The organism is Bacteroides sp. 4_1_36, from assembly GCF_003466325.1.
Classification (GTDB): domain Bacteria; phylum Bacteroidota; class Bacteroidia; order Bacteroidales; family Bacteroidaceae; genus Bacteroides; species Bacteroides uniformis.
Genome location: NZ_QSOX01000017.1, coordinates 23,050 through 42,265, shown reverse-complemented (window position 1 = coordinate 42,265; position 19,216 = coordinate 23,050). Strand labels below are relative to the sequence as shown.

General features: G+C 46.9%; 14 protein-coding genes. 9 read left to right on the top strand and 5 right to left on the bottom strand.

The window, feature by feature from the left end:
- The first annotated feature begins 30 nt into the window (after window positions 1–30).
- Both scpA and DXD65_RS15020 read left to right on the top strand, forming a co-directional pair.
- On the top strand, window positions 31–2,178 hold the full coding sequence (gene scpA / locus DXD65_RS15030) for a methylmalonyl-CoA mutase (RefSeq protein ID WP_117887780.1): 2,148 nt from the start codon (window positions 31–33) through the stop codon (window positions 2,176–2,178).
- Window positions 2,179–2,491: 313 nt separating this feature from the next.
- Window positions 2,492–4,681 carry a DNA topoisomerase 3 gene (locus DXD65_RS15020; protein ID WP_117887770.1) on the top strand — a complete coding sequence of 730 codons (2,190 nt, stop codon included), beginning with the start codon at window positions 2,492–2,494 and terminating at the stop codon, window positions 4,679–4,681.
- 38 nt (window positions 4,682–4,719) lie between these two features.
- Here the strand turns inward: DXD65_RS15020 and DXD65_RS15015 are convergent, their stop codons facing one another.
- The 4 genes from DXD65_RS15015 to aroC are packed head-to-tail and all read right to left on the bottom strand — an operon-like array spanning window position 4,720 to window position 8,798.
- Window positions 4,720–5,247, bottom strand: a complete 528-nt coding sequence (locus DXD65_RS15015; RefSeq protein ID WP_117887769.1) for an NUDIX hydrolase — start codon at window positions 5,245–5,247, stop codon at window positions 4,720–4,722.
- A gap of 14 nt (window positions 5,248–5,261) precedes the next feature.
- Window positions 5,262–6,341 (bottom strand): anhydro-N-acetylmuramic acid kinase, encoded by a 1,080-nt coding sequence (locus DXD65_RS15010; protein ID WP_117887768.1) that lies wholly within the window; start codon window positions 6,339–6,341, stop codon window positions 5,262–5,264.
- 15 nt (window positions 6,342–6,356) lie between these two features.
- Window positions 6,357–7,712: a dipeptidase gene (locus DXD65_RS15005; RefSeq protein WP_009037953.1), complete on the bottom strand. Its 1,356-nt coding sequence runs from the start codon at window positions 7,710–7,712 to the stop codon at window positions 6,357–6,359.
- A gap of 9 nt (window positions 7,713–7,721) precedes the next feature.
- Entirely contained in the window at window positions 7,722–8,798 is a 1,077-nt protein-coding gene (aroC, locus tag DXD65_RS15000) for a chorismate synthase (RefSeq protein ID WP_008664052.1), read from the bottom strand.
- Between the two features lie 374 nt (window positions 8,799–9,172).
- Here aroC and DXD65_RS14995 point away from each other — a divergent pair, with 374 nt between their 5' ends.
- Both DXD65_RS14995 and DXD65_RS14990 read left to right on the top strand, forming a co-directional pair.
- The gene (locus DXD65_RS14995; RefSeq protein ID WP_083790055.1) at window positions 9,173–10,525 is read left to right on the top strand and encodes a DUF4925 domain-containing protein; all 1,353 of its coding nucleotides are present in this window, start codon (window positions 9,173–9,175) and stop codon (window positions 10,523–10,525) included.
- A gap of 121 nt (window positions 10,526–10,646) precedes the next feature.
- Complete coding sequence (locus tag DXD65_RS14990) at window positions 10,647–11,927, top strand: serine dehydratase subunit alpha family protein (protein ID WP_009037955.1); 1,281 nt, start codon at window positions 10,647–10,649, stop codon at window positions 11,925–11,927.
- A 107-nt stretch (window positions 11,928–12,034) separates the two neighbouring features.
- Here DXD65_RS14990 and DXD65_RS14985 read toward each other — a convergent pair whose 3' ends face one another.
- The gene (locus tag DXD65_RS14985; RefSeq protein ID WP_005833142.1) at window positions 12,035–12,607 is read right to left on the bottom strand and encodes a peptidylprolyl isomerase; all 573 of its coding nucleotides are present in this window, start codon (window positions 12,605–12,607) and stop codon (window positions 12,035–12,037) included.
- A 489-nt stretch (window positions 12,608–13,096) separates the two neighbouring features.
- Here DXD65_RS14985 and ilvD point away from each other — a divergent pair, with 489 nt between their 5' ends.
- The 5 genes from ilvD to ilvC all read left to right on the top strand — a co-directional run bounded on the left by ilvD (window position 13,097) and on the right by ilvC (window position 19,178).
- Window positions 13,097–14,899 carry a dihydroxy-acid dehydratase gene (ilvD, locus tag DXD65_RS14980; protein WP_117887767.1) on the top strand — a complete coding sequence of 601 codons (1,803 nt, stop codon included), beginning with the start codon at window positions 13,097–13,099 and terminating at the stop codon, window positions 14,897–14,899.
- A 91-nt stretch (window positions 14,900–14,990) separates the two neighbouring features.
- Window positions 14,991–16,742 carry a biosynthetic-type acetolactate synthase large subunit gene (gene ilvB / locus DXD65_RS14975; RefSeq protein WP_009037958.1) on the top strand — a complete coding sequence of 584 codons (1,752 nt, stop codon included), beginning with the start codon at window positions 14,991–14,993 and terminating at the stop codon, window positions 16,740–16,742.
- A gap of 32 nt (window positions 16,743–16,774) precedes the next feature.
- Window positions 16,775–17,335: an acetolactate synthase small subunit gene (gene ilvN / locus DXD65_RS14970; protein WP_005833135.1), complete on the top strand. Its 561-nt coding sequence runs from the start codon at window positions 16,775–16,777 to the stop codon at window positions 17,333–17,335.
- Complete coding sequence (locus DXD65_RS14965) at window positions 17,335–18,084, top strand: acyl-[acyl-carrier-protein] thioesterase (RefSeq protein ID WP_117887766.1); 750 nt, start codon at window positions 17,335–17,337, stop codon at window positions 18,082–18,084. The genes ilvN and DXD65_RS14965 overlap by 1 nt, the downstream gene beginning before the upstream one ends.
- 50 nt (window positions 18,085–18,134) lie before the next feature.
- The gene (gene ilvC, locus DXD65_RS14960; protein WP_005833131.1) at window positions 18,135–19,178 is read left to right on the top strand and encodes a ketol-acid reductoisomerase; all 1,044 of its coding nucleotides are present in this window, start codon (window positions 18,135–18,137) and stop codon (window positions 19,176–19,178) included.
- Window positions 19,179–19,216 lie beyond the last annotated feature (38 nt).

The window sequence follows — 19,216 nt, the reverse complement described above, 5'->3', positions numbered from 1 at the left end:
ATCGTAAATCGTCAAATCGTAAATAACATGATGCGAAAAGATTTTAAAAACTTAGATATATATGCCGCTTTTCAGCCCGTCAACGGTGCTGAGTGGCAAAAGGCTAACGGCATCCATGCTGATTGGAAAACGCCGGAACACATTGAGGTGAAGCCTGTTTATACAAAAGAAGACCTTGAGGGAATGGAACACTTGGGCTATGCTGCCGGGCTTCCTCCTTATCTGCGTGGTCCGTACTCGGTGATGTATACGTTGCGTCCTTGGACCATCCGCCAGTATGCAGGCTTTTCCACAGCGGAAGAATCAAATGCCTTTTACCGTCGTAATTTGGCTTCCGGACAGAAAGGTTTGTCCGTAGCTTTCGACTTGGCCACTCACCGTGGCTACGACCCCGACCACGAACGTGTAGTGGGTGACGTTGGTAAGGCAGGTGTATCTATCTGTTCCTTGGAGAATATGAAGGTGTTGTTCGATGGAATTCCTTTGAACAAGATGTCCGTCTCTATGACTATGAACGGTGCCGTACTTCCTGTTATGGCATTCTACATCAACGCAGGTCTGGAGCAGGGTGCCAAGTTGGAAGAAATGGCTGGTACTATCCAGAACGATATCTTGAAGGAATTCATGGTGCGTAATACCTATATCTACCCGCCTGCATTCTCTATGAAGATTATCTCTGACATCTTTGAATATACTTCCCAGAAAATGCCTAAGTTCAACTCTATCTCCATCTCCGGCTACCACATGCAGGAAGCGGGTGCTACGGCAGACATCGAGTTGGCTTACACCCTGGCAGACGGTTTGGAATATCTGCGTGCCGGAACGGCTGCGGGTATTGACATCGATGCTTTCGCACCGCGTCTCTCTTTCTTCTGGGCCATCGGAACGAACCACTTTATGGAAATTGCCAAAATGCGTGCCGCACGTATGTTGTGGGCAAAGATTGTGAAGCAGTTCAACCCGAAGAATCCGAAGTCGCTGGCTTTGCGTACGCACTCCCAGACTTCCGGCTGGTCGCTGACAGAGCAAGACCCGTTCAACAATGTGGGCCGCACTTGTATCGAGGCGATGGCTGCTGCATTGGGACATACCCAGTCACTGCATACCAATGCTCTTGACGAGGCTATTGCCTTGCCGACGGATTTCTCTGCACGTATTGCACGTAATACGCAGATTTATATTCAGGAAGAAACTTACATTTGCAAGAATGTAGACCCATGGGGTGGCTCTTATTATGTGGAAAGTTTGACTAATGAGTTGGCTCACAAGGCTTGGGAATTGATTCAGGAAGTAGAGAAGCTGGGCGGTATGGCAAAAGCCATCGAAACCGGTATCCCCAAGATGCGTATCGAAGAGGCTGCTGCGCGTACACAAGCCCGTATCGATAGCGGTTCGCAGACCATTGTCGGTGTGAACAAGTATCGTCTGGAGAAAGAAGCTCCGATTGATATTCTTGAAATCGACAATACGGCTGTCCGTCAGGAACAGATTGAGAACCTGAAGCGTCTGAAGGAAGGACGTAACCAGGCGGAAGTGGACAAGGCATTGGAGGCTATTACTGAATGTGTAAAGACCGGTAAGGGAAACTTGCTGGAACTGGCAGTCGAGGCAGCCCGTGTCCGTGCCACTTTGGGGGAAATCTCTTATGCTTGCGAAAAGATTGTAGGACGTTATAAAGCAGTAATTAGAACTATATCAGGCGTGTATTCATCAGAAAGTAAGAATGACAGCGACTTCCACCGTGCTTGTGAATTGGCGGAGAAGTTTGCGAAGAAAGAGGGACGTCAGCCTCGTATCATGGTAGCCAAGATGGGCCAGGACGGTCACGACCGCGGTGCCAAGGTTGTTGCAACCGGATATGCCGACTGTGGCTTCGATGTGGATATGGGACCCTTGTTCCAGACACCGGTCGAGGCTGCCCGTGAAGCGGTTGAGAACGACGTTCATGTAGTAGGGGTTTCTTCATTGGCTGCCGGACACAAGACATTGGTTCCGCAGATTATCGAAGAGCTCAAGAAGTTGGGACGCGAGGATATCGTAGTGATTGCCGGTGGTGTAATTCCCGCACAAGACTATGACTTCCTTTACAAGGCAGGTGTAGCTGCCATCTTTGGCCCCGGTACTCCGGTTGCCAAGGCTGCTTGCCAGATATTGGAAATCTTGTTGGATGAAGAATAATCCGACACGTTAAATGTTAAAAGAGGGACGGTATGTGTTTACATATCCGTCCCTTTTTCTTAATCTGTGTTATAGAACATACTTTTTTAGTTGGATAATTTGCAGATTTATCAGAAGTCCGTATCTTTGCAATGTGTTTTTCATAGTATTAGATTTAAGGTTAACAAAGGTTGGAGTACAGCGGTACTCCTTTTTTTATGTCCGTACGTCAGCTTTGGGGGAGAAAAATCACCTGGTCTATGTTATCGTTTCTTGCTTATAGTTTCGTTCTTGCCCCCTTTTTATTACCTTTGTCCCGCTAAAAGAATAACGAATGATAGTTTGTATTGCCGAAAAGCCCTCTGTGGCGCGTGACATAGCCGATGTATTGGGAGCGAAAGAAAAGAAGGACGGATACATCGAAGGAAACGGATACCAGGTGACCTGGACATTCGGCCATCTTTGTACGCTGAAGGAGCCGCATGAATATACCCCTAACTGGAAGTCATGGAGTTTGGGAAGCCTCCCCATGATACCTCCCCGTTTCGGCATTAAGCTGATTAGCAATCCCACATACGAGCGCCAGTTCCATACGATAGAGAACCTCATGCAACATGCCGATATGATTATAAACTGCGGTGATGCCGGGCAGGAAGGAGAATTGATACAGCGCTGGGTGATGCAGAAAGCCGGGGCACGTTGCCCGGTGAAACGTCTTTGGATATCTTCATTGACAGAGGAAGCCATCCGTGAGGGCTTTGCCAAGCTGCGCGATGCGTCGGATTTCCAGCCTTTGTACGAAGCAGGCTTGTCGCGTGCCATTGGCGACTGGCTGCTCGGGATGAATGCCACCCGCCTCTACACCATGAAGTATGGGCAGAACCGGCAGGTACTTTCTATCGGCCGTGTGCAAACGCCGACACTGGCGCTGATTGTAAACCGTCAGTTGGAAATACAGAATTTTGTTCCCAAGCAATACTGGGAGCTGAAGACCGTCTATCGAGATACCACTTTCTCCACCATCCTCCGGAAAAGTGAGGAGGAACTGGTATTGGAAGCCGAGAAGCAGAAAGAGGCTATAGCTGCCGGGAAGAAACCTAAAAAAGAAGAAGAGAATCGGGGTATCGACCCCATTACCGACCGCGAACGTGGGCTTGTTTTATTGGACCAGATTAAGAATTCTCTTTTTACCGTGACGGATGTCACCAAGAAAGAGGGGAGGGAGGCGCCACTCCGCTTGTTTGACTTGACTTCTTTGCAAGTGGAATGTAACAAGAAGTTTGCCTATTCCGCTGATGAGACGCTGAAAATCATCCAGTCTTTGTATGAGAAGAAAGTGGCTACCTATCCACGTGTAGACACTACCTATTTGAGTGATGACATCTATCCCAAATGCCCCGGCATCTTGAAAGGTCTGCGTGATTACGAGACATTTACAGCCCCTTTGACAGGAACTGCATTGTTGAAGTCCAAAAAGGTTTTCGATAACTCGAAGGTAACAGACCACCACGCCATTATTCCTACCGGTCAGCATCCGCAGAATCTGACGGATATGGAGCGTCGCGTATTCGATTTGATAGCACGCCGTTTCATTGCTGTATTCTATCCCGATTGTAAGTTTGCCACTACCACCGTATTGGGCGAGGTAGAGAGCATAGAGTTCAAGGCTACCGGCAAGCAGATTCTGGAACCGGGTTGGCGTATTATCTTCGGCATCCCCTCGGCACAATCGCAGGAGGAGAAAGAGGAGAAGGGAGAAGAGGAGAATGTGCTTCCGGCTTTTGTGAAAGGAGAAAGCGGACCGCACGTCCCCGATTTGTATGAGAAGTGGACGCAGCCGCCCCGGCCTTATACGGAAGCCACCCTGCTGCGTGCTATGGAAACGGCGGGCAAGCTGGTGGATAACGACGAACTGCGTGATGCGCTGAAGGAAAACGGTATCGGTCGTCCATCTACCCGTGCAGCCATCATCGAGACGCTGTTCAAGCGAAACTATATCCGCAAGGAAAAGAAGAATCTGATAGCCACCCCTACCGGTGTGGAGCTGATACAGATTATCCATGAGGAGCTGTTGAAGTCGGCGGAACTGACCGGTATTTGGGAGAAAAAGCTACGTGAGATAGAAAGGCGGACATATAATGCCGGACAATTCTTGGAAGAATTGAAGCAGATGGTATCGGAAGTCGTGATGAGTGTACTTTCTGATAACAGCAACCGCCACATCACCATCCAAGCGCCTGCTCCCGAAAAGGGCAGTAAGGCTTCTGCCAAGACAGAGGCTGCCGATAAGCCGAAAAAGGAACCGAAGAAAAGAACACCGAGAAAGTCTGCCGCCGCAGGTAAAAAGACGGAGCAGGCTTCGGGCGCTGTGGCAGCTTCAAGTACGGAGGCTTCCGTACAAGCTGACGATTTCGTCGGTCAGCCTTGTCCGCTTTGCGGAAAAGGTACCGTTATCAAGGGGAAAACGGCTTACGGTTGTTCCGAATGGAAATCCGGATGCACATTCCGTAAGCCGTTTGAATAAGGGTAATCACATTAAATAATTCTCTCCGCCATGTATTTCTAGAGGGGAGCAGCCATCAGCGCCTGGCGGATGCTTCCTTGCTGCAGCAATTCCTTGACCTCCTGCAAGGAAAGCAGGTGTACGGTCAGGTTTTCCGTATCTTCCAACTGTTGCTCGGAGATTTTCTCCACGTCCGTAGCCAGGAAACAGTAGGTAATGTTGGTGTGGGTACTTGGATTGGGAGAGATTTGCATGAACTCTTTCCATACTCCGTTTCCATAGCCGGTTTCTTCCAAAAGTTCCCGTTGTGCGGAAACCATCGGAGAGCCGTCCTCTTCTTCGCATACCCCTGCACAGAGCTCATAGGACGTTTCTTGTATGCCATGCCGGTATTGGCGGATAAAGACAAATTGTCCGTCATGGGTGATGGCAATGGTATTCACCCAGTTGGGATATTCCAATATATAATAGGAGGGAATGTGGTTGCCGTTGGGCAGTACTACATGGTCTTTACGCACAGTGAGCCATGGGGCCCGATGAAGGTATTCGCTGGATAAGACGGTCCAGGTGTCTTTTGATTTTTCCATAATGGTAGAATTGACTATATTTTAAACAGCATCCCTCCGATATTATCTGTCGTGGCTCCCGTCACCGAGGCGAGGCATCCGGGTGTGTCCGCCATATAGAGGGCACCCAGGAAAGCAAAGATTAGGGCTTCCTTGTATTCTATGATTTGCCGGCTGGGAATCACGATCTCACACGGACACAAGGCGTCGATACGTTCTATGAGGAACTTGTTGAATGCACCTCCGCCGGTAATCAGCAGTTTTCCGTTACCATCGGGCAAGGGGTGGGCGGTGATGATGCGTGATATTTGCCAGGCGGCATGCTCGTAAAAGGTACGTAGCATATTCTCCATACTCAAGCCATAACGCTCGAGCATGGGATATACCAGCGTTTCCACCCACTCCCGTCCCAATGACTTCGGTCCGGACTGATGGTAGAAATCCATTCCGTTCAGTTCGTCCAGCAGTTCTTGGCAGATGTTGCCTTGCCGTGCTATCTCGCCGTCACGGTCAAATTCCAATCCTATTTGCCGGCAGTAATGGTTGATGACGTAATTCACCGGACTGATGTCAAAAGCGATGCGCCGCTCGTCCTGCTCGAATGAGATGTTGGAGAAACCGCCGATATTCAAACAGAAGTCGTAGTCGGCAAAAAGCAACCGGTCGCCAATAGGTACGAGTGGAGCGCCCTGCCCACCCAGCATGATGTCCAGCCGCCGGAAATCCGAAACGGTAGGTATACGGGTTTCAGCGGCAATGGCGGCTCCGTCACCTATTTGGTACATGATTCTCTTTTGAGGCTCATGGAAGATGGTATGCCCGTGGGAGGCGATAATATCGGGGTGGACTCCAAATTCTTGCATGAACTCGTTGACACGTTCACCGAGAAACTTTCCATAGGAGCTGTGGAAAGTGATGAACTCCAAAGCACTCATTGTCTGTGCACCGGTACCCAATATCTGCTTCATGGCGTCGGGGTAGCTATAGCCTTTTGCACAGTCTATGTGGAAAGACCATTTTCCGGCTTGCTGCCGGAAAGTGCAACAACATACGTCCAGCCCGTCAAGGGAAGTGCCGGACATCAGGCCGATGGCTTGAATTTGGAAGTCTTTCATCCTGATTTTCTTGTTTTATTTATAATTGAGGTAGAATTCGACAACAGCTTCTATTCCTTTACGGAAGATGTCCAACGGTATATTCTCATTAGGTGAGTGGATGGCGTTGGATTCGAGCCCGAAGCCCATCAGAATGGTTTTGATGCCCAGTACTTGCTCGAAAGTGGAGATGATGGGGATACTTCCACCCCGACGCACTGCCAGCGGTTTCTTTCCAAAAGCTTTTTCAAAACCTTTTTCGGCGGCTTGGTAGGCGGGTAGGGTGATGGGACATACATATCCTTGGCCTCCATGCATCGGAGTGACTTTTACCTGTACTGAATCCGGCGCTATGTCCAGAATGTAGTCGGCAAAGAGCCGGGATATCTTGTGGTGGTCCTGGTGGGGAACCAACCGGCAGGATACCTTGGCGTATGCCTTGGATGGGAGCACGGTCTTGGACCCTTCACCCGTATATCCGCCCCAGATGCCGCATACGTCGAAAGACGGACGGCAACTATTACGTTCCAGCGTACTGTAACCTTTCTCTCCGAAAAGTGCTTTTACATGGATAGCCTTTTTGTATTTCTCTTCGTCGAAAGGAATGCGGGCTATCATGTCGCGCTCGGCTTGGGGAACTTCTTCCACATCGTCATAGAAGCCCGGTACGGTGATACGTCCCTCTGCGTCCGTCACTTGGCTGATTATCTGGCAAAGCACATTGATGGGGTTGGCAACAGCACCGCCGAAGTGACCGCTGTGCAGGTCGCGGTTGGGGCCGGTCACTTCTATTTCCCAATAGGCCAGTCCGCGCAGTCCGGTGGTCAGTGAAGGCAGGTCTGCACCAAGCATGCTGGTGTCCGAAACCAGAATGACGTCTGCTTTCAGCAACTCTTTGTGCTCCTGGCAGAAGCTTTCTAAGCTGGGCGAACCGATTTCTTCTTCTCCTTCGAAGATGAATTTTACGTTGGTTTGCAGCAGTTCGTTGCGTACGAGGTATTCAAACGCTTTCACTTGTATGAAAGATTGCCCTTTGTCATCATCAGCACCGCGTGCCCAGATATGTCCGTCGCGTATTTCCGGTTCAAAGGGGTCGCTTTTCCAAAGTTCGAGAGGTTCGGCTGGCATCACGTCGTAGTGGGCATATACCAATACGGTCTTGGCGTCCGGGTCTACGATTTTTTGTCCAAAAACAATCGGGTTACCTTTGGAGGGCATTACGAGGGCTTCATCCGCTCCGGCTTCGAGCAGCAACTGTGCCCAGCGTTCGGCGCAGGCAAGCATATCGTCGTGATGCTCGGGTTTGGCACTGATGCTTGGAATGCGAATGAGGCTGAACAAGTCTTCCAGCATTTTAGGCTCGTTCTCGGTGATGTATTTCTTTATTTCCATGGGTGAATATTATAGTTGTGTTGTTCTGTCAATCAGGTAATAATCCAACAATGTCATTGCTGTCATTGCTTCCACGATGGGTACTGCGCGTGGCAATACACACGGGTCATGGCGTCCTCGGGCTTTCAGGGTGGTGTCTACACCGTCAATGTTCACGGTGTGTTGCTCCATCAGTACGGTTGCCACGGGTTTGAAGGCTACACGGAAATAGATGTCTTGCCCGTTACTGATTCCACCTTGTATACCGCCCGAATGATTGGTGCGGGTCTCGATACGTCCGTTATTGTTGTAGAACACATCATTCTGCTCCGAGCCTTTCTGCTTTAATCCCTTGAAACCGTCTCCATACTCAAATGCTTTTGCTGCATTGATGCTGAGCATGGCTGCTCCAAGTGCTGCATGGAGCTTACCGAATACGGGTTGTCCCAGTCCGATGGGGCATCCTTTGACGACACAAGTCACCACTCCTCCGATGGTATCTCCTTCTCCCTTTATCTTGAAGATGAGTTCTTCCATTTCTTTTGCCTTCGCCGGGTCGGGGCAGCGGACCGGATTGGTCTCTATCAGGTCGAGGTCGTATGCGGTATAATTTTCTTCAAGGCGGATAGGACCTACTTGTGAAGTGTACGCCGTGATGTGTATACCCAGCTGCTTCAGCGCCAATTTGGCCAGGGCACCCGCTACTACACGCGAGATTGTTTCACGGGCTGATGAACGTCCGCCTCCGCGGTGGTCGCGGATGCCATATTTCACTTTATAAGTATAGTCGGCATGTGACGGTCGGTAGACTTCTTTCAGATTATTGTAATCGTCAGAATGTTGGTTTTGGTTCCATACAATGAATCCTATGGGGCAGCCTGTGGATTTTCCTTCGAAGATGCCGGAGAGGAACTCCACTTTATCACCTTCTTTCCGGGCGGTAGTGATACGTGACTGTCCGGGGCGGCGTCGGTCGAGCTCTGCCTGGACGAAATCCATATCAATGACTATTCCTGCAGGGAATCCGTCTATCACTCCTCCCACGCCCTTACCGTGCGATTCCCCAAAACTGGTAAGACGGAGAATATTTCCAAATGAGTTGAACATATCAAATGCTTTAAAGGTTTATATATGAGGTTAATGTGCCAATACGCTTTATAAGAAATGCTTTTGACTTTATAAAGATAACAACTTTTTTTCATAAAACGTTTAAGGAAATAAGATAAAAAGTCTTTTCCGCATAAAGTTGCCTGCCTTTGCCAGAGTTTGGCCAATGGCTTGTTCTTTATAAAAATGGCTTACTCTTTATGAAATCTGCATCCGAATTTCACTCGTAATGATGAAAAAAGGAACATTTATTTTTTAGAAAAGACCTTGTACTGTAACCTTAAAAAGTGTTACTTTGCACCTTCGATTTAAAATGGGAAATTAATAGCTCCCTTGGGAAGCTTTTTATTAACTAAACAAGTACTCAAAAAAGTATGAAAAAGAATTTATTTTATTTATTTGCATTGATCTGTTCAATGAGTTTATTCACGGCTTGTAGTGATGATGATGATGAAAATTGGAAGAAAGTGCCTAGTCAGATTATTACAGCTGAAAATCTGGAACTGGAAACTAATATTCCGACAAGTTCTGATGCTAGTGTGAAATTAGCGATGACCGATGCGCAGAATGGTATTTTGACGTTGAATAAAGTGGTTAGAGGTGCAGATGAAATAGAAATTAATGTGACTGTTGTTGAACAGACAGACGGTACTTTTAAGTTTCAAGGCGAGAAAAGTGTAACGCCTGCTACTAAGGCGGCTTGGGTGCTGCTTAGCTCTACGAATGTGAAAGTTTCGGGTACTATCACATTAGAAGGGAAAGCTACAGTTACGGTTTCTACGGAGTTTGTAGGAGATATCGTGAAGAAATATCAGTTGTGTGATGCTGTTTATTATGCTGATTCTAAAGATAGAACCAATATTTATGCTCCGGGAAGATTGACTTGGGTATCGCCTTATGGAGAAGGTGGTAATGCAGGGATTGCAGCGGATAATATCTCGACAGTAGGGACGAATGTCCTATCTGCGGCTATGATACAGCTTTTGAAAGATGTAGAGTTCAAAGCTGATGGTTCTATTGTAGCCAGCTATGCAGAAGAAATAAACATTACTATGGATCAGATGATTATGGCCGGTATGGGGCAGCTCCCTTCAACGGACGGCATTGTTTGGAAAACTTCTCCCACAAATCTGGCTTATTGGTATGTGAAGGGTGAGCATATCTATGTTGTGCTGAATATTCCTGCCATTGTAACCGAAGCATTGAAAGATGCTGAGGATTCTCAAATGACTCCGGAAGCTGTTTTGCAGATTATAGAAATGGTGAAGAGCATGAGTGGAGCTGACATCAAGAATTTGTTGGGTCAGTTGTTGGCTGGACTTGAAGATGATAATATGCTGAAAAAGTTAGATATTTCTAAAATTTCTGATAGTGATATTGAAAAGCTGATTAGCTATGTAATCGATGGTTTCCCCTTGAACTATAGAACCACCCAATTGGAGATAAAGAACGAGGAAGAGCTCGTAAGAACGGTAAATGATCTCTCTATCTATTTGGATAAGGATTTATTTGATATTTTTATGCCTGCTCTCTATCCGATGTTACCTGATGTAGATGCGTTGTTAAAGAACACGAACATTGAATTCTGGGGACAGAGTATACCTTTGTGGAATATGATTCAGATGCTGACTGCCTTGAACTCAATGACTGAAATAGAAGGAATTTGGAATGTTACTACCAGATTCAATTTAGGTATAAGTCTTGGTGACAATTCTTATAAAAAATAAGAAAAGATTTTTCTTTATCTATAAAGAGGGTTCTGTGCTTGGAATCCTCTTTTTTATTTTTTTGTTCGTTTTATTATAGAATAAAATACATTATCTTTGCCTGCATCAAATTTGAATAAATATGACTGAAACGGAAAGACTGCAAATCATTGCCCTTGTCAAGAACGAGGTCGTCCCTGCCATTGGTTGTACAGAACCTATAGCAGTAGCATTGTGTGTAGCAAAGGCTGTGGAAGTGTTGAATAAGCGTCCCGAAAAGATAACCGTATTGCTGAGTGCCAATATTCTGAAGAATGCAATGGGAGTGGGTATTCCTGGTACGGGGATGATTGGATTACCGATTGCTGTGGCGCTTGGCGCTTTAATAGGCAAGTCGGTATATCAATTGGAGGTTTTGAAAGACAGTACCCCTGATGCAGTGGAGGCAGGAAAGCGTTTCATAGAAGAAAAGCGTATCCATATATCCTTAAAAGACGATATAGAAGAGAAACTTTATATAGAAGTCTGCTGTGAAGCCGATACGGACAAGGCAACCGCCATTATTGCTGGTGGACATACTTGCTTTACTTATATAACGCACAACGGGGATATCCTGCTGGACAAACAAACCGCTTCTTGCATCGAAGAGGAGGAGGATGTATTGGACTTGACTTTACGCAAAGTGTATGACTTCGCCATGACAACCCCATTAGACGACATTCGTTTTATTCTTGATACGGCACGACTGAACAAGACTGCCGCCGAACGTTCCTTCGAAGGTGAATATGGTCATGGACTGGGTAAAATCCTACGTGGCACTTACGAACACCGGATTATGGGCGACAGTGTCTTCTCTCATATCCTTTCTTACACTTCGGGAGCATGTGATGCCCGTATGGCCGGTGCCATGATTCCGGTGATGAGCAATTCCGGCAGTGGCAATCAAGGGATATCCGCTACCCTTCCCGTACTGGTCTATGCCGAAGAAAATGGAAAATCGGAAGAAGAATTGATTCGTGCCTTGATGTTGAGCCATTTAACAGTAATCTATATCAAGCAGAGTTTGGGACGCTTATCTGCCTTATGCGGTTGTGTGGTTGCTGCTACGGGTTCCAGTTGCGGTATAACTTGGCTAATGGGAGGAACTTATGAACAGGTGGCATATGCTGTGCAGAACATGATTGCCAATCTTACCGGAATGATTTGTGATGGTGCCAAACCCAGTTGTGCATTGAAAGTAACTACCGGAGTTTCAACCGCAGTGCTTTCAGCCATCATGGCCATGGAAAACCGTTGTGTGACTTCCGTAGAAGGTATTATTGATGAGGATGTGGATCAGAGTATCCGTAATCTGACAAAAATCGGTTCTAAAGGAATGAATGAAACGGATAAATTGGTATTGGAGATAATGACAAGTAAATAATATAGAATTTGAAAATTAAAGAATTAAAAATTAAAGAATTACCATGCGGCATGCTTAATACTGTGTAGTCTGATTCTTTAATTTTTAATTCTTTAATTTTTAATTCTTTAGTGGCAGCATCCGCCTCCACATTCATGGTCGCCGCATCCGTCGCCACAGTCACCACAACCGCAGCTGCCGCAACCGCCACCCATCATACGGGCAACTTCAGCAAGCTCTTCGTTCGTAGCCGGACGGCTTTCCACCACTTCTCCGGTAAAGTTCAAATCACAACCTGCGAGTGGATGATTCATGTCCATTACAACTACGTCTTCCTTTACTTCTACTACACTTCCATTGATGCGTTGACCTTCAGAAGTCATCAAGGGGATGACGGCGCCTTCCACTACACGGTCGCTGTCGAATTCTCCTTCTATCATGAAGATTTCTTTGGGGAGGTCAATAACATGGTCGTCGTCATATTCACCATAAGCTTCTGATGCCGGAATGGTAAAGTCGAATTTATCGCCTATCTGCAAGTCTTTTATCTGGGCTTCAAAGGGTTCGAGTGTCATTCCCAGACCTGAGATAAACTGAAAAGGATGCTCTACGGGTGCTTCTTCTTCGAAATCTTTTTCTCCGTTTTCGATTGAGTACAGCTTATATGCTACGGTGATGTACTTGTTTTCTACTGTTTCCATTAATTTTCTATCTTTATTTAATTAGTAAATACTTTTTTTTGAGTATTTGAAGAGACAAAGATACGAATTATTTGTTTCGGGATGTAGAGAGCCTTTGGTAATTTTCAGATTATTAAATGGTTTCAATGATTGGCAATACATTTACATTGGCTGTCTGAATGGTTCTATTTAGAACTGTTAAGTGATAAAATAGGATTTTAGGGCGATATTTTCTTACGATTATTCATATTTATCTTATTTTTTTCTTCAATTTGTTTGGAGATTATAAAAAAGCCCTTACCTTTGCAGCACGTTTGAAACAAAAAAGAAGAATTAAGTTATGAATTTACATACATCTATTAACCTGGCAGTCCTGCATATTATTCGCGTCGTGGTGGTGGCATCAAGAGCGTGAGAAAGGTTATGTATGTATTCGTACGTTAGAAGATAATTTATTAAGCCTTTCTCACTATAGTGGGAGAGGCTTTTTCATTAAAAGGAGATTTGAAAATGAAGCATCAGTTACGCAGCTCGTTCAGCACACAAGGTCGCCGCATGGCGGGAGCCCGTGCATTGTGGACGGCGAATGGTATGAAGAAGGAACAGATGGGTAAGCCCATTATCGCTATAGTCAATTCATTTACACAATTCGTCCCCGGGCATGTACATCTGCACGAAATAGGCCAGTTTGTAAAGGAAGAGATTGAAAAACTGGGGTGTTTTGCTGCGGAGTTCAATACGATTGCCATTGACGACGGTATCGCTATGGGACACGACGGTATGCTTTATTCCCTGCCTTCAAGAGATATCATTGCCGATAGTGTGGAGTATATGGTAAATGCCCATAAGGCGGATGCTATGGTTTGCATCAGTAACTGTGACAAGATTACTCCGGGGATGCTGATGGCGGCTATGAGACTGAATATACCGACTGTGTTTGTTTCAGGCGGTCCGATGGAAGCCGGGGAATGGAACGGACAGCATTTGGATTTGATTGATGCCATGATTAAATCTGCTGATGAAAGTGTGAGCGATAAAGAGGTGGCACAGATTGAGCAACATGCCTGCCCCACTTGCGGATGCTGCTCAGGCATGTTTACCGCTAATTCCATGAATTGCCTGAATGAAGCGATTGGATTGGCACTGCCCGGTAACGGCACGATTGTAGCCACTCACGAAAATCGCAAGAAACTATTTGAGGATGCAGCCAAGTTGATTGTAGAGAATGCCTTTAGATATTATGAAGAAGGGGATGAGAGCGTACTCCCGCGAAGTATTGCTACCCGCGAGGCATTTTTGAATGCCATGACGCTGGATATTGCGATGGGCGGTTCCACTAATACGGTACTTCATTTGTTGGCTGTGGCTCACGAAGCCGGAGCGGATTTTAAGATGGACGACATTGACATGCTCTCCCGCAAGACCCCCTGCTTATGCAAGGTGGCTCCCAATACCCAAAAGTATCATGTACAAGACGTTAACCGTGCCGGTGGCATCATTGCCATCATGGATGAGCTTGCCAAGGGCGGATTGGTCGATACGAATGTCCGCCGTGTGGATGGAATGACGTTGGCAGAGGCAATCGACCGGTATAGTATTACCAGCTCTAATGTATGTAAAGAGGCAATCAAGAAATACTCCAGTGCGGCAGCCGGAAAGTTCAATCTGGTACTTGGTTCACAAAATGCGTCTTATAAGGAACTCGACACGGACCGTGCGACCGGTTGTATCCGTGATTTGGAACATGCATACAGCAAGGATGGCGGTCTGGCAGTTTTGAAGGGAAATATAGCTCAGGACGGTTGCGTTGTCAAGACTGCCGGTGTAGACGAGAGTATCTGGAAATTTACGGGGCCGGCGAAAGTCTTCGACTCACAAGATGCGGCTTGTGACGGTATTCTGGCTGGAAAGGTGGTCAGTGGAGACGTCGTCGTCATCACTCACGAAGGGCCGAAAGGTGGACCGGGTATGCAAGAGATGCTTTATCCTACTTCTTATATCAAATCCCGCCATCTGGGTAAGGAGTGTGCATTGATTACCGACGGGCGTTTCAGTGGTGGTACTTCCGGACTAAGTATCGGACATGTTTCTCCCGAAGCGGCTGCCGGTGGTAATATCGGCAAGATTAAGGATGGGGACATTATCGAAATTGATATACCGAACCGTTCTATCAATGTGAAGTTGACGGATGAAGAGCTTGCAGCACGCCCTATGACTCCGGTAACCCGCAACCGTGAAGTCTCCAAAGCATTGAAAGCATATGCCAGTATGGTGAGTTCCGCTGACAAAGGGGCTGTGAGGCTGATTGATTAAAAGCCCCCCTTTCCGAAAGCGAGGGGAGGAAAGAATGAAACAAATTTTTCAAGCTACTATTGAGCTTTTAAATATAATGAATAGATAAAGTATGGCTGATAATAATAAAAAGAGTAACTTTTCCTCCCTCTCCCAAGGAGAGGGTCGGGGTGAGGCTCTAATAACAGGCGCAGAAGCATTGATGCGCTCTCTGGAGCATCAGGGAGTAAAGACCATTTTCGGTTATCCGGGAGGGAGCATCATGCCGGTATTCGATGCCTTATACGACCACCGGAAGGAATTGAACCACATCTTGGTTCGCCATGAACAAGGAGCAACCCATGCGGCACAAGGCTTTGCACGTGTATCAGGCGAGGTTGGCGTTTGTCTGGTTACCAGTGGACCGGGTGCTACCAATACTATCACGGGCATTGCAGATGCCATGATTGACAGTACGCCTATCGTTGTCATTGCCGGCCAGGTAGGGACGAACTTCTTGGGTACGGATGCATTTCAGGAAGTGGACTTGGTAGGCATTACTCAGCCTATCACGAAATGGAGTTACCAGATTCGTCGTGCAGAAGATGTGGCCTGGGCAGTGGCACGTGCTTTCTATGTGGCAAAGAGCGGACGTCCGGGACCGGTCGTGCTGGATTTTGCTAAAAACGCCCAAGTGGAGAAAACAGAATATGCGCCTACTAAGGTGGACTATGTCCGTAGCTATCTTCCCGTTCCCGAAATGGAGCCGGAGGCCATACGGAAGGCTGCTGAATTAATAAATGGTGCGGAACGGCCTTTGGTGCTGGTAGGACAAGGCGTGGAGCTGGGAGAAGCCCAGCAAGAGCTTCGTGCTTTCATTGAGAAAGCCGGAATGCCTGCCGGATGCACTTTATTGGGACTTTCCGCATTACCTACGAACCATCCGTTGAACAAAGGAATGCTTGGTATGCACGGTAACCTGGGGCCCAATATCAATACCAATAAATGTGATGTCCTTATCGCCGTAGGCATGCGCTTTGATGACCGTGTGACGGGTAAATTGGAAACATATGCCAAGCAGGCGAAGATTATCCACTTTGATATTGACCCTGCCGAAATAGATAAGAATGTAAAGACCGATGTTGCTGTCCTGGGAGATTGCAAAGAGACACTGGCTGCCGTTACCCAATTGCTGGAACCCGCCAACCATCAGGAATGGATTGACAGTTTCCGGCAATACGAGGAAGTGGAAGAGGAAAAGGTAATCCGTCCGGAATTACATCCGGCAGGAAAAGCGCTAAGCATGGGTGAGGTGGTGCGTGCTGTGAGTGAGGCTACCCATAACGAGGCGATATTGGTGACTGATGTCGGCCAGAATCAGATGATGTCCGCCCGTTATTTCAAATACAGCAAGGAACGTAGCATTGTTACTTCCGGTGGCCTGGGTACTATGGGCTTCGGCCTTCCGGCAGCTATCGGTGCCACTTTTGGACGTCCGGACCGCACGGTATGCGTATTCATGGGAGACGGCGGCTTGCAGATGAACCTGCAGGAACTGGGTACCATCATGGAACAAAAGGCTCCGGTGAAGATGATTCTGTTGAACAATAACTTCCTGGGCAATGTTCGTCAATGGCAGGCGATGTTCTTCAATCGTCGTTATTCGTTTACTCCGATGATGAATCCGGATTATATGAAGATTGCTTCGGCATATGATATTCCTGCACGCAGGGTAATGACCCGCGAGGAGTTGGCAAAAGCGATTGACGAGATGATAGCAACCGACGGACCATTCCTGCTCGAAGCTTGTGTGGAGGAAGAAGGAAATGTAATGCCGATGACACCTCCGGGCGGTTCGGTCAATCAGATGTTGTTGGAATGCTGAAGTCATGCGAAATTAAAGAATTTACTCTATCTATGGATAAAAAACTATATACAATCATTGTTCATTCGGAAAACTTTGCCGGTTTGCTGAATCAGGTGACGGCTGTGTTTACCCGCCGGCAGATAAACATCGAGAGTTTGAATGTATCGGCCTCCTCCATCAAGGGGGTACATAAATATACCATTACCGCTTGGACGGACAAGGATACCATTGAAAAGGTGACCAAGCAGATTACCAAGAAAATAGATGTGCTGCAAGCCCATTATTTCACGGATGATGAAATCTATCAGCACGAGATTGCCCTTTATAAAATAACGACCCCTACGCTGGAAGAAAAACCGGAGGTGTCCAAAGTAATCCGTAAGTACAATGCCCGTATTGTGGAGGTGAATGCTGTATTTGCCATTGTTGAGAAGAATGGCATGAGTGAGGAAATAACCAATCTTTATGAGGAGTTGCGCCAGTTGGATTGCGTACTTCAGTTCGTCCGTTCGGGTCGCGTAGCCATTACGACCAGCTGCTTTGAGCGTGTCAATGAATATCTGGCGGACCGTGAAGCAAAATATCGTCAAAGTAAACACCAGGAATCATGATGAGCGAGAACAATAAAATAGGTACCCACAAGTTTGTTGCCGAACCGTTTCATGTCGACTTTACCGGACGGCTGACAATGGGAGTATTGGGCAACCATTTGTTGAATTGTGCGGGTTTCCATGCCAGCGACCGCGGTTTTGGCATCGCGACTCTAAACGAGGACAATTATACTTGGGTATTGTCCCGTCTGGCTGTCGAACTGGATGAAATGCCTTATCAGTACGAAGATTTCTCCATTCAGACTTGGGTGGAGAATGTCTATCGCCTTTTTACAGACCGTAATTTCGCTATCATCGATAAGGAGGGCAAGAAGATTGGGTATGCACGTTCCGTTTGGGCGATGATTAGCATGAATACCCGTAAGCCGGCAGATTTGCTGGCTCTTCATAGTGGCAGCATTGTAGATTATGTTTGCGATGAGCCTTGCCCGATAGAAAAACCTTCGCGGATAAAGGTGGCCTCAAAGGAACCGGTTGCTGCTTTGGTAGCCAAATACAGTGATATTGACATTAACGGGCATGTGAACAGCATCCGTTACATTGAGCATATCCTTGATTTGTTCCCAATAGAGATGTATAAGGAGAAGCGCATCCGTCGTTTTGAAATGGCATATGTAGCCGAAAGCTATTATGGGGATGAGTTGACTTTGTTCATGGATGATGCCGGTGAGGGCGTTTACGATGTGGAGGTGAAAAAGAATGGCAGCGAAGTGGTCTGTCGCTCTAAAGTGATATTTACAGAGAAATAAATAAATTTATCAACGTTGGCGTAAGCCACAAATAAAAATTAAAACAAAAAATGGCACAATTGAATTTTGGCGGTGTTATTGAGAATGTAATGACCCGCGAAGAATTTCCTTTGGAAAAAGCACGTGAGATTTTGAAAGATGAAACAATTGCAGTAATTGGTTATGGCGTACAAGGCCCGGGCCAGGCTTGCAACCTGCGTGATAACGGTTTCAATGTGATTGTAGGACAACGTCCGGGCAAGACATACGAAAAGGCGGTGGCTGACGGATGGGTACCGGGTGAGACTTTGTTCGGCATCGAAGAGGCTTGTCAGAAAGGTACTATCGTCATGTGTCTGTTGTCTGACGCAGCTGTAATGTCTGTATGGCCGACTATCAAACCTTATTTGACTCCCGGAAAGGCTCTTTACTTCTCTCATGGTTTTGCTATTACCTGGAACGACCGTACCGGCGTGGTTCCTCCTAAAGATATTGATGTTATTATGGTTGCTCCCAAAGGTTCCGGTACTTCACTTCGTACCATGTTCCTCGAAGGGCGTGGCTTGAACTCATCATATGCCGTCTATCAGGATGCTACGGGTAAGGCTTTTGACAAGACGATTGCACTGGGTATCGGTATTGGTTCGGGATATTTGTTCGAGACAACTTTCATCCGCGAAGCCACTTCCGACTTGACCGGTGAACGCGGTTCATTGATGGGTGCTATCCAGGGATTGCTGTTGGCTCAGTATGAAGTATTGCGCGAAAACGGCCATACTCCTTCTGAAGCATTCAATGAAACAGTGGAAGAGTTGACTCAATCTTTGATGCCATTGTTTGCCAAGAACGGTATGGACTGGATGTATGCCAACTGTTCTACTACGGCACAGCGTGGTGCGCTGGATTGGATGACCCCGTTCCATGATGCCATCAAGCCGGTTGTACAGAAATTGTATGCAAGTGTGAAGTCGGGCAACGAAGCTCAGATTTCTATCGACAGTAACTCCAAACCCGATTATCGTGAGAAGCTGAATGCAGAATTGAAAGCCTTGCGTGAAAGCGAAATGTGGCAGACAGCTGTTACAGTTCGTAAACTTCGTCCGGAAAACAATTAATCAGCTTTATATAAATAGGTGAAATACCCTCTTCGGTG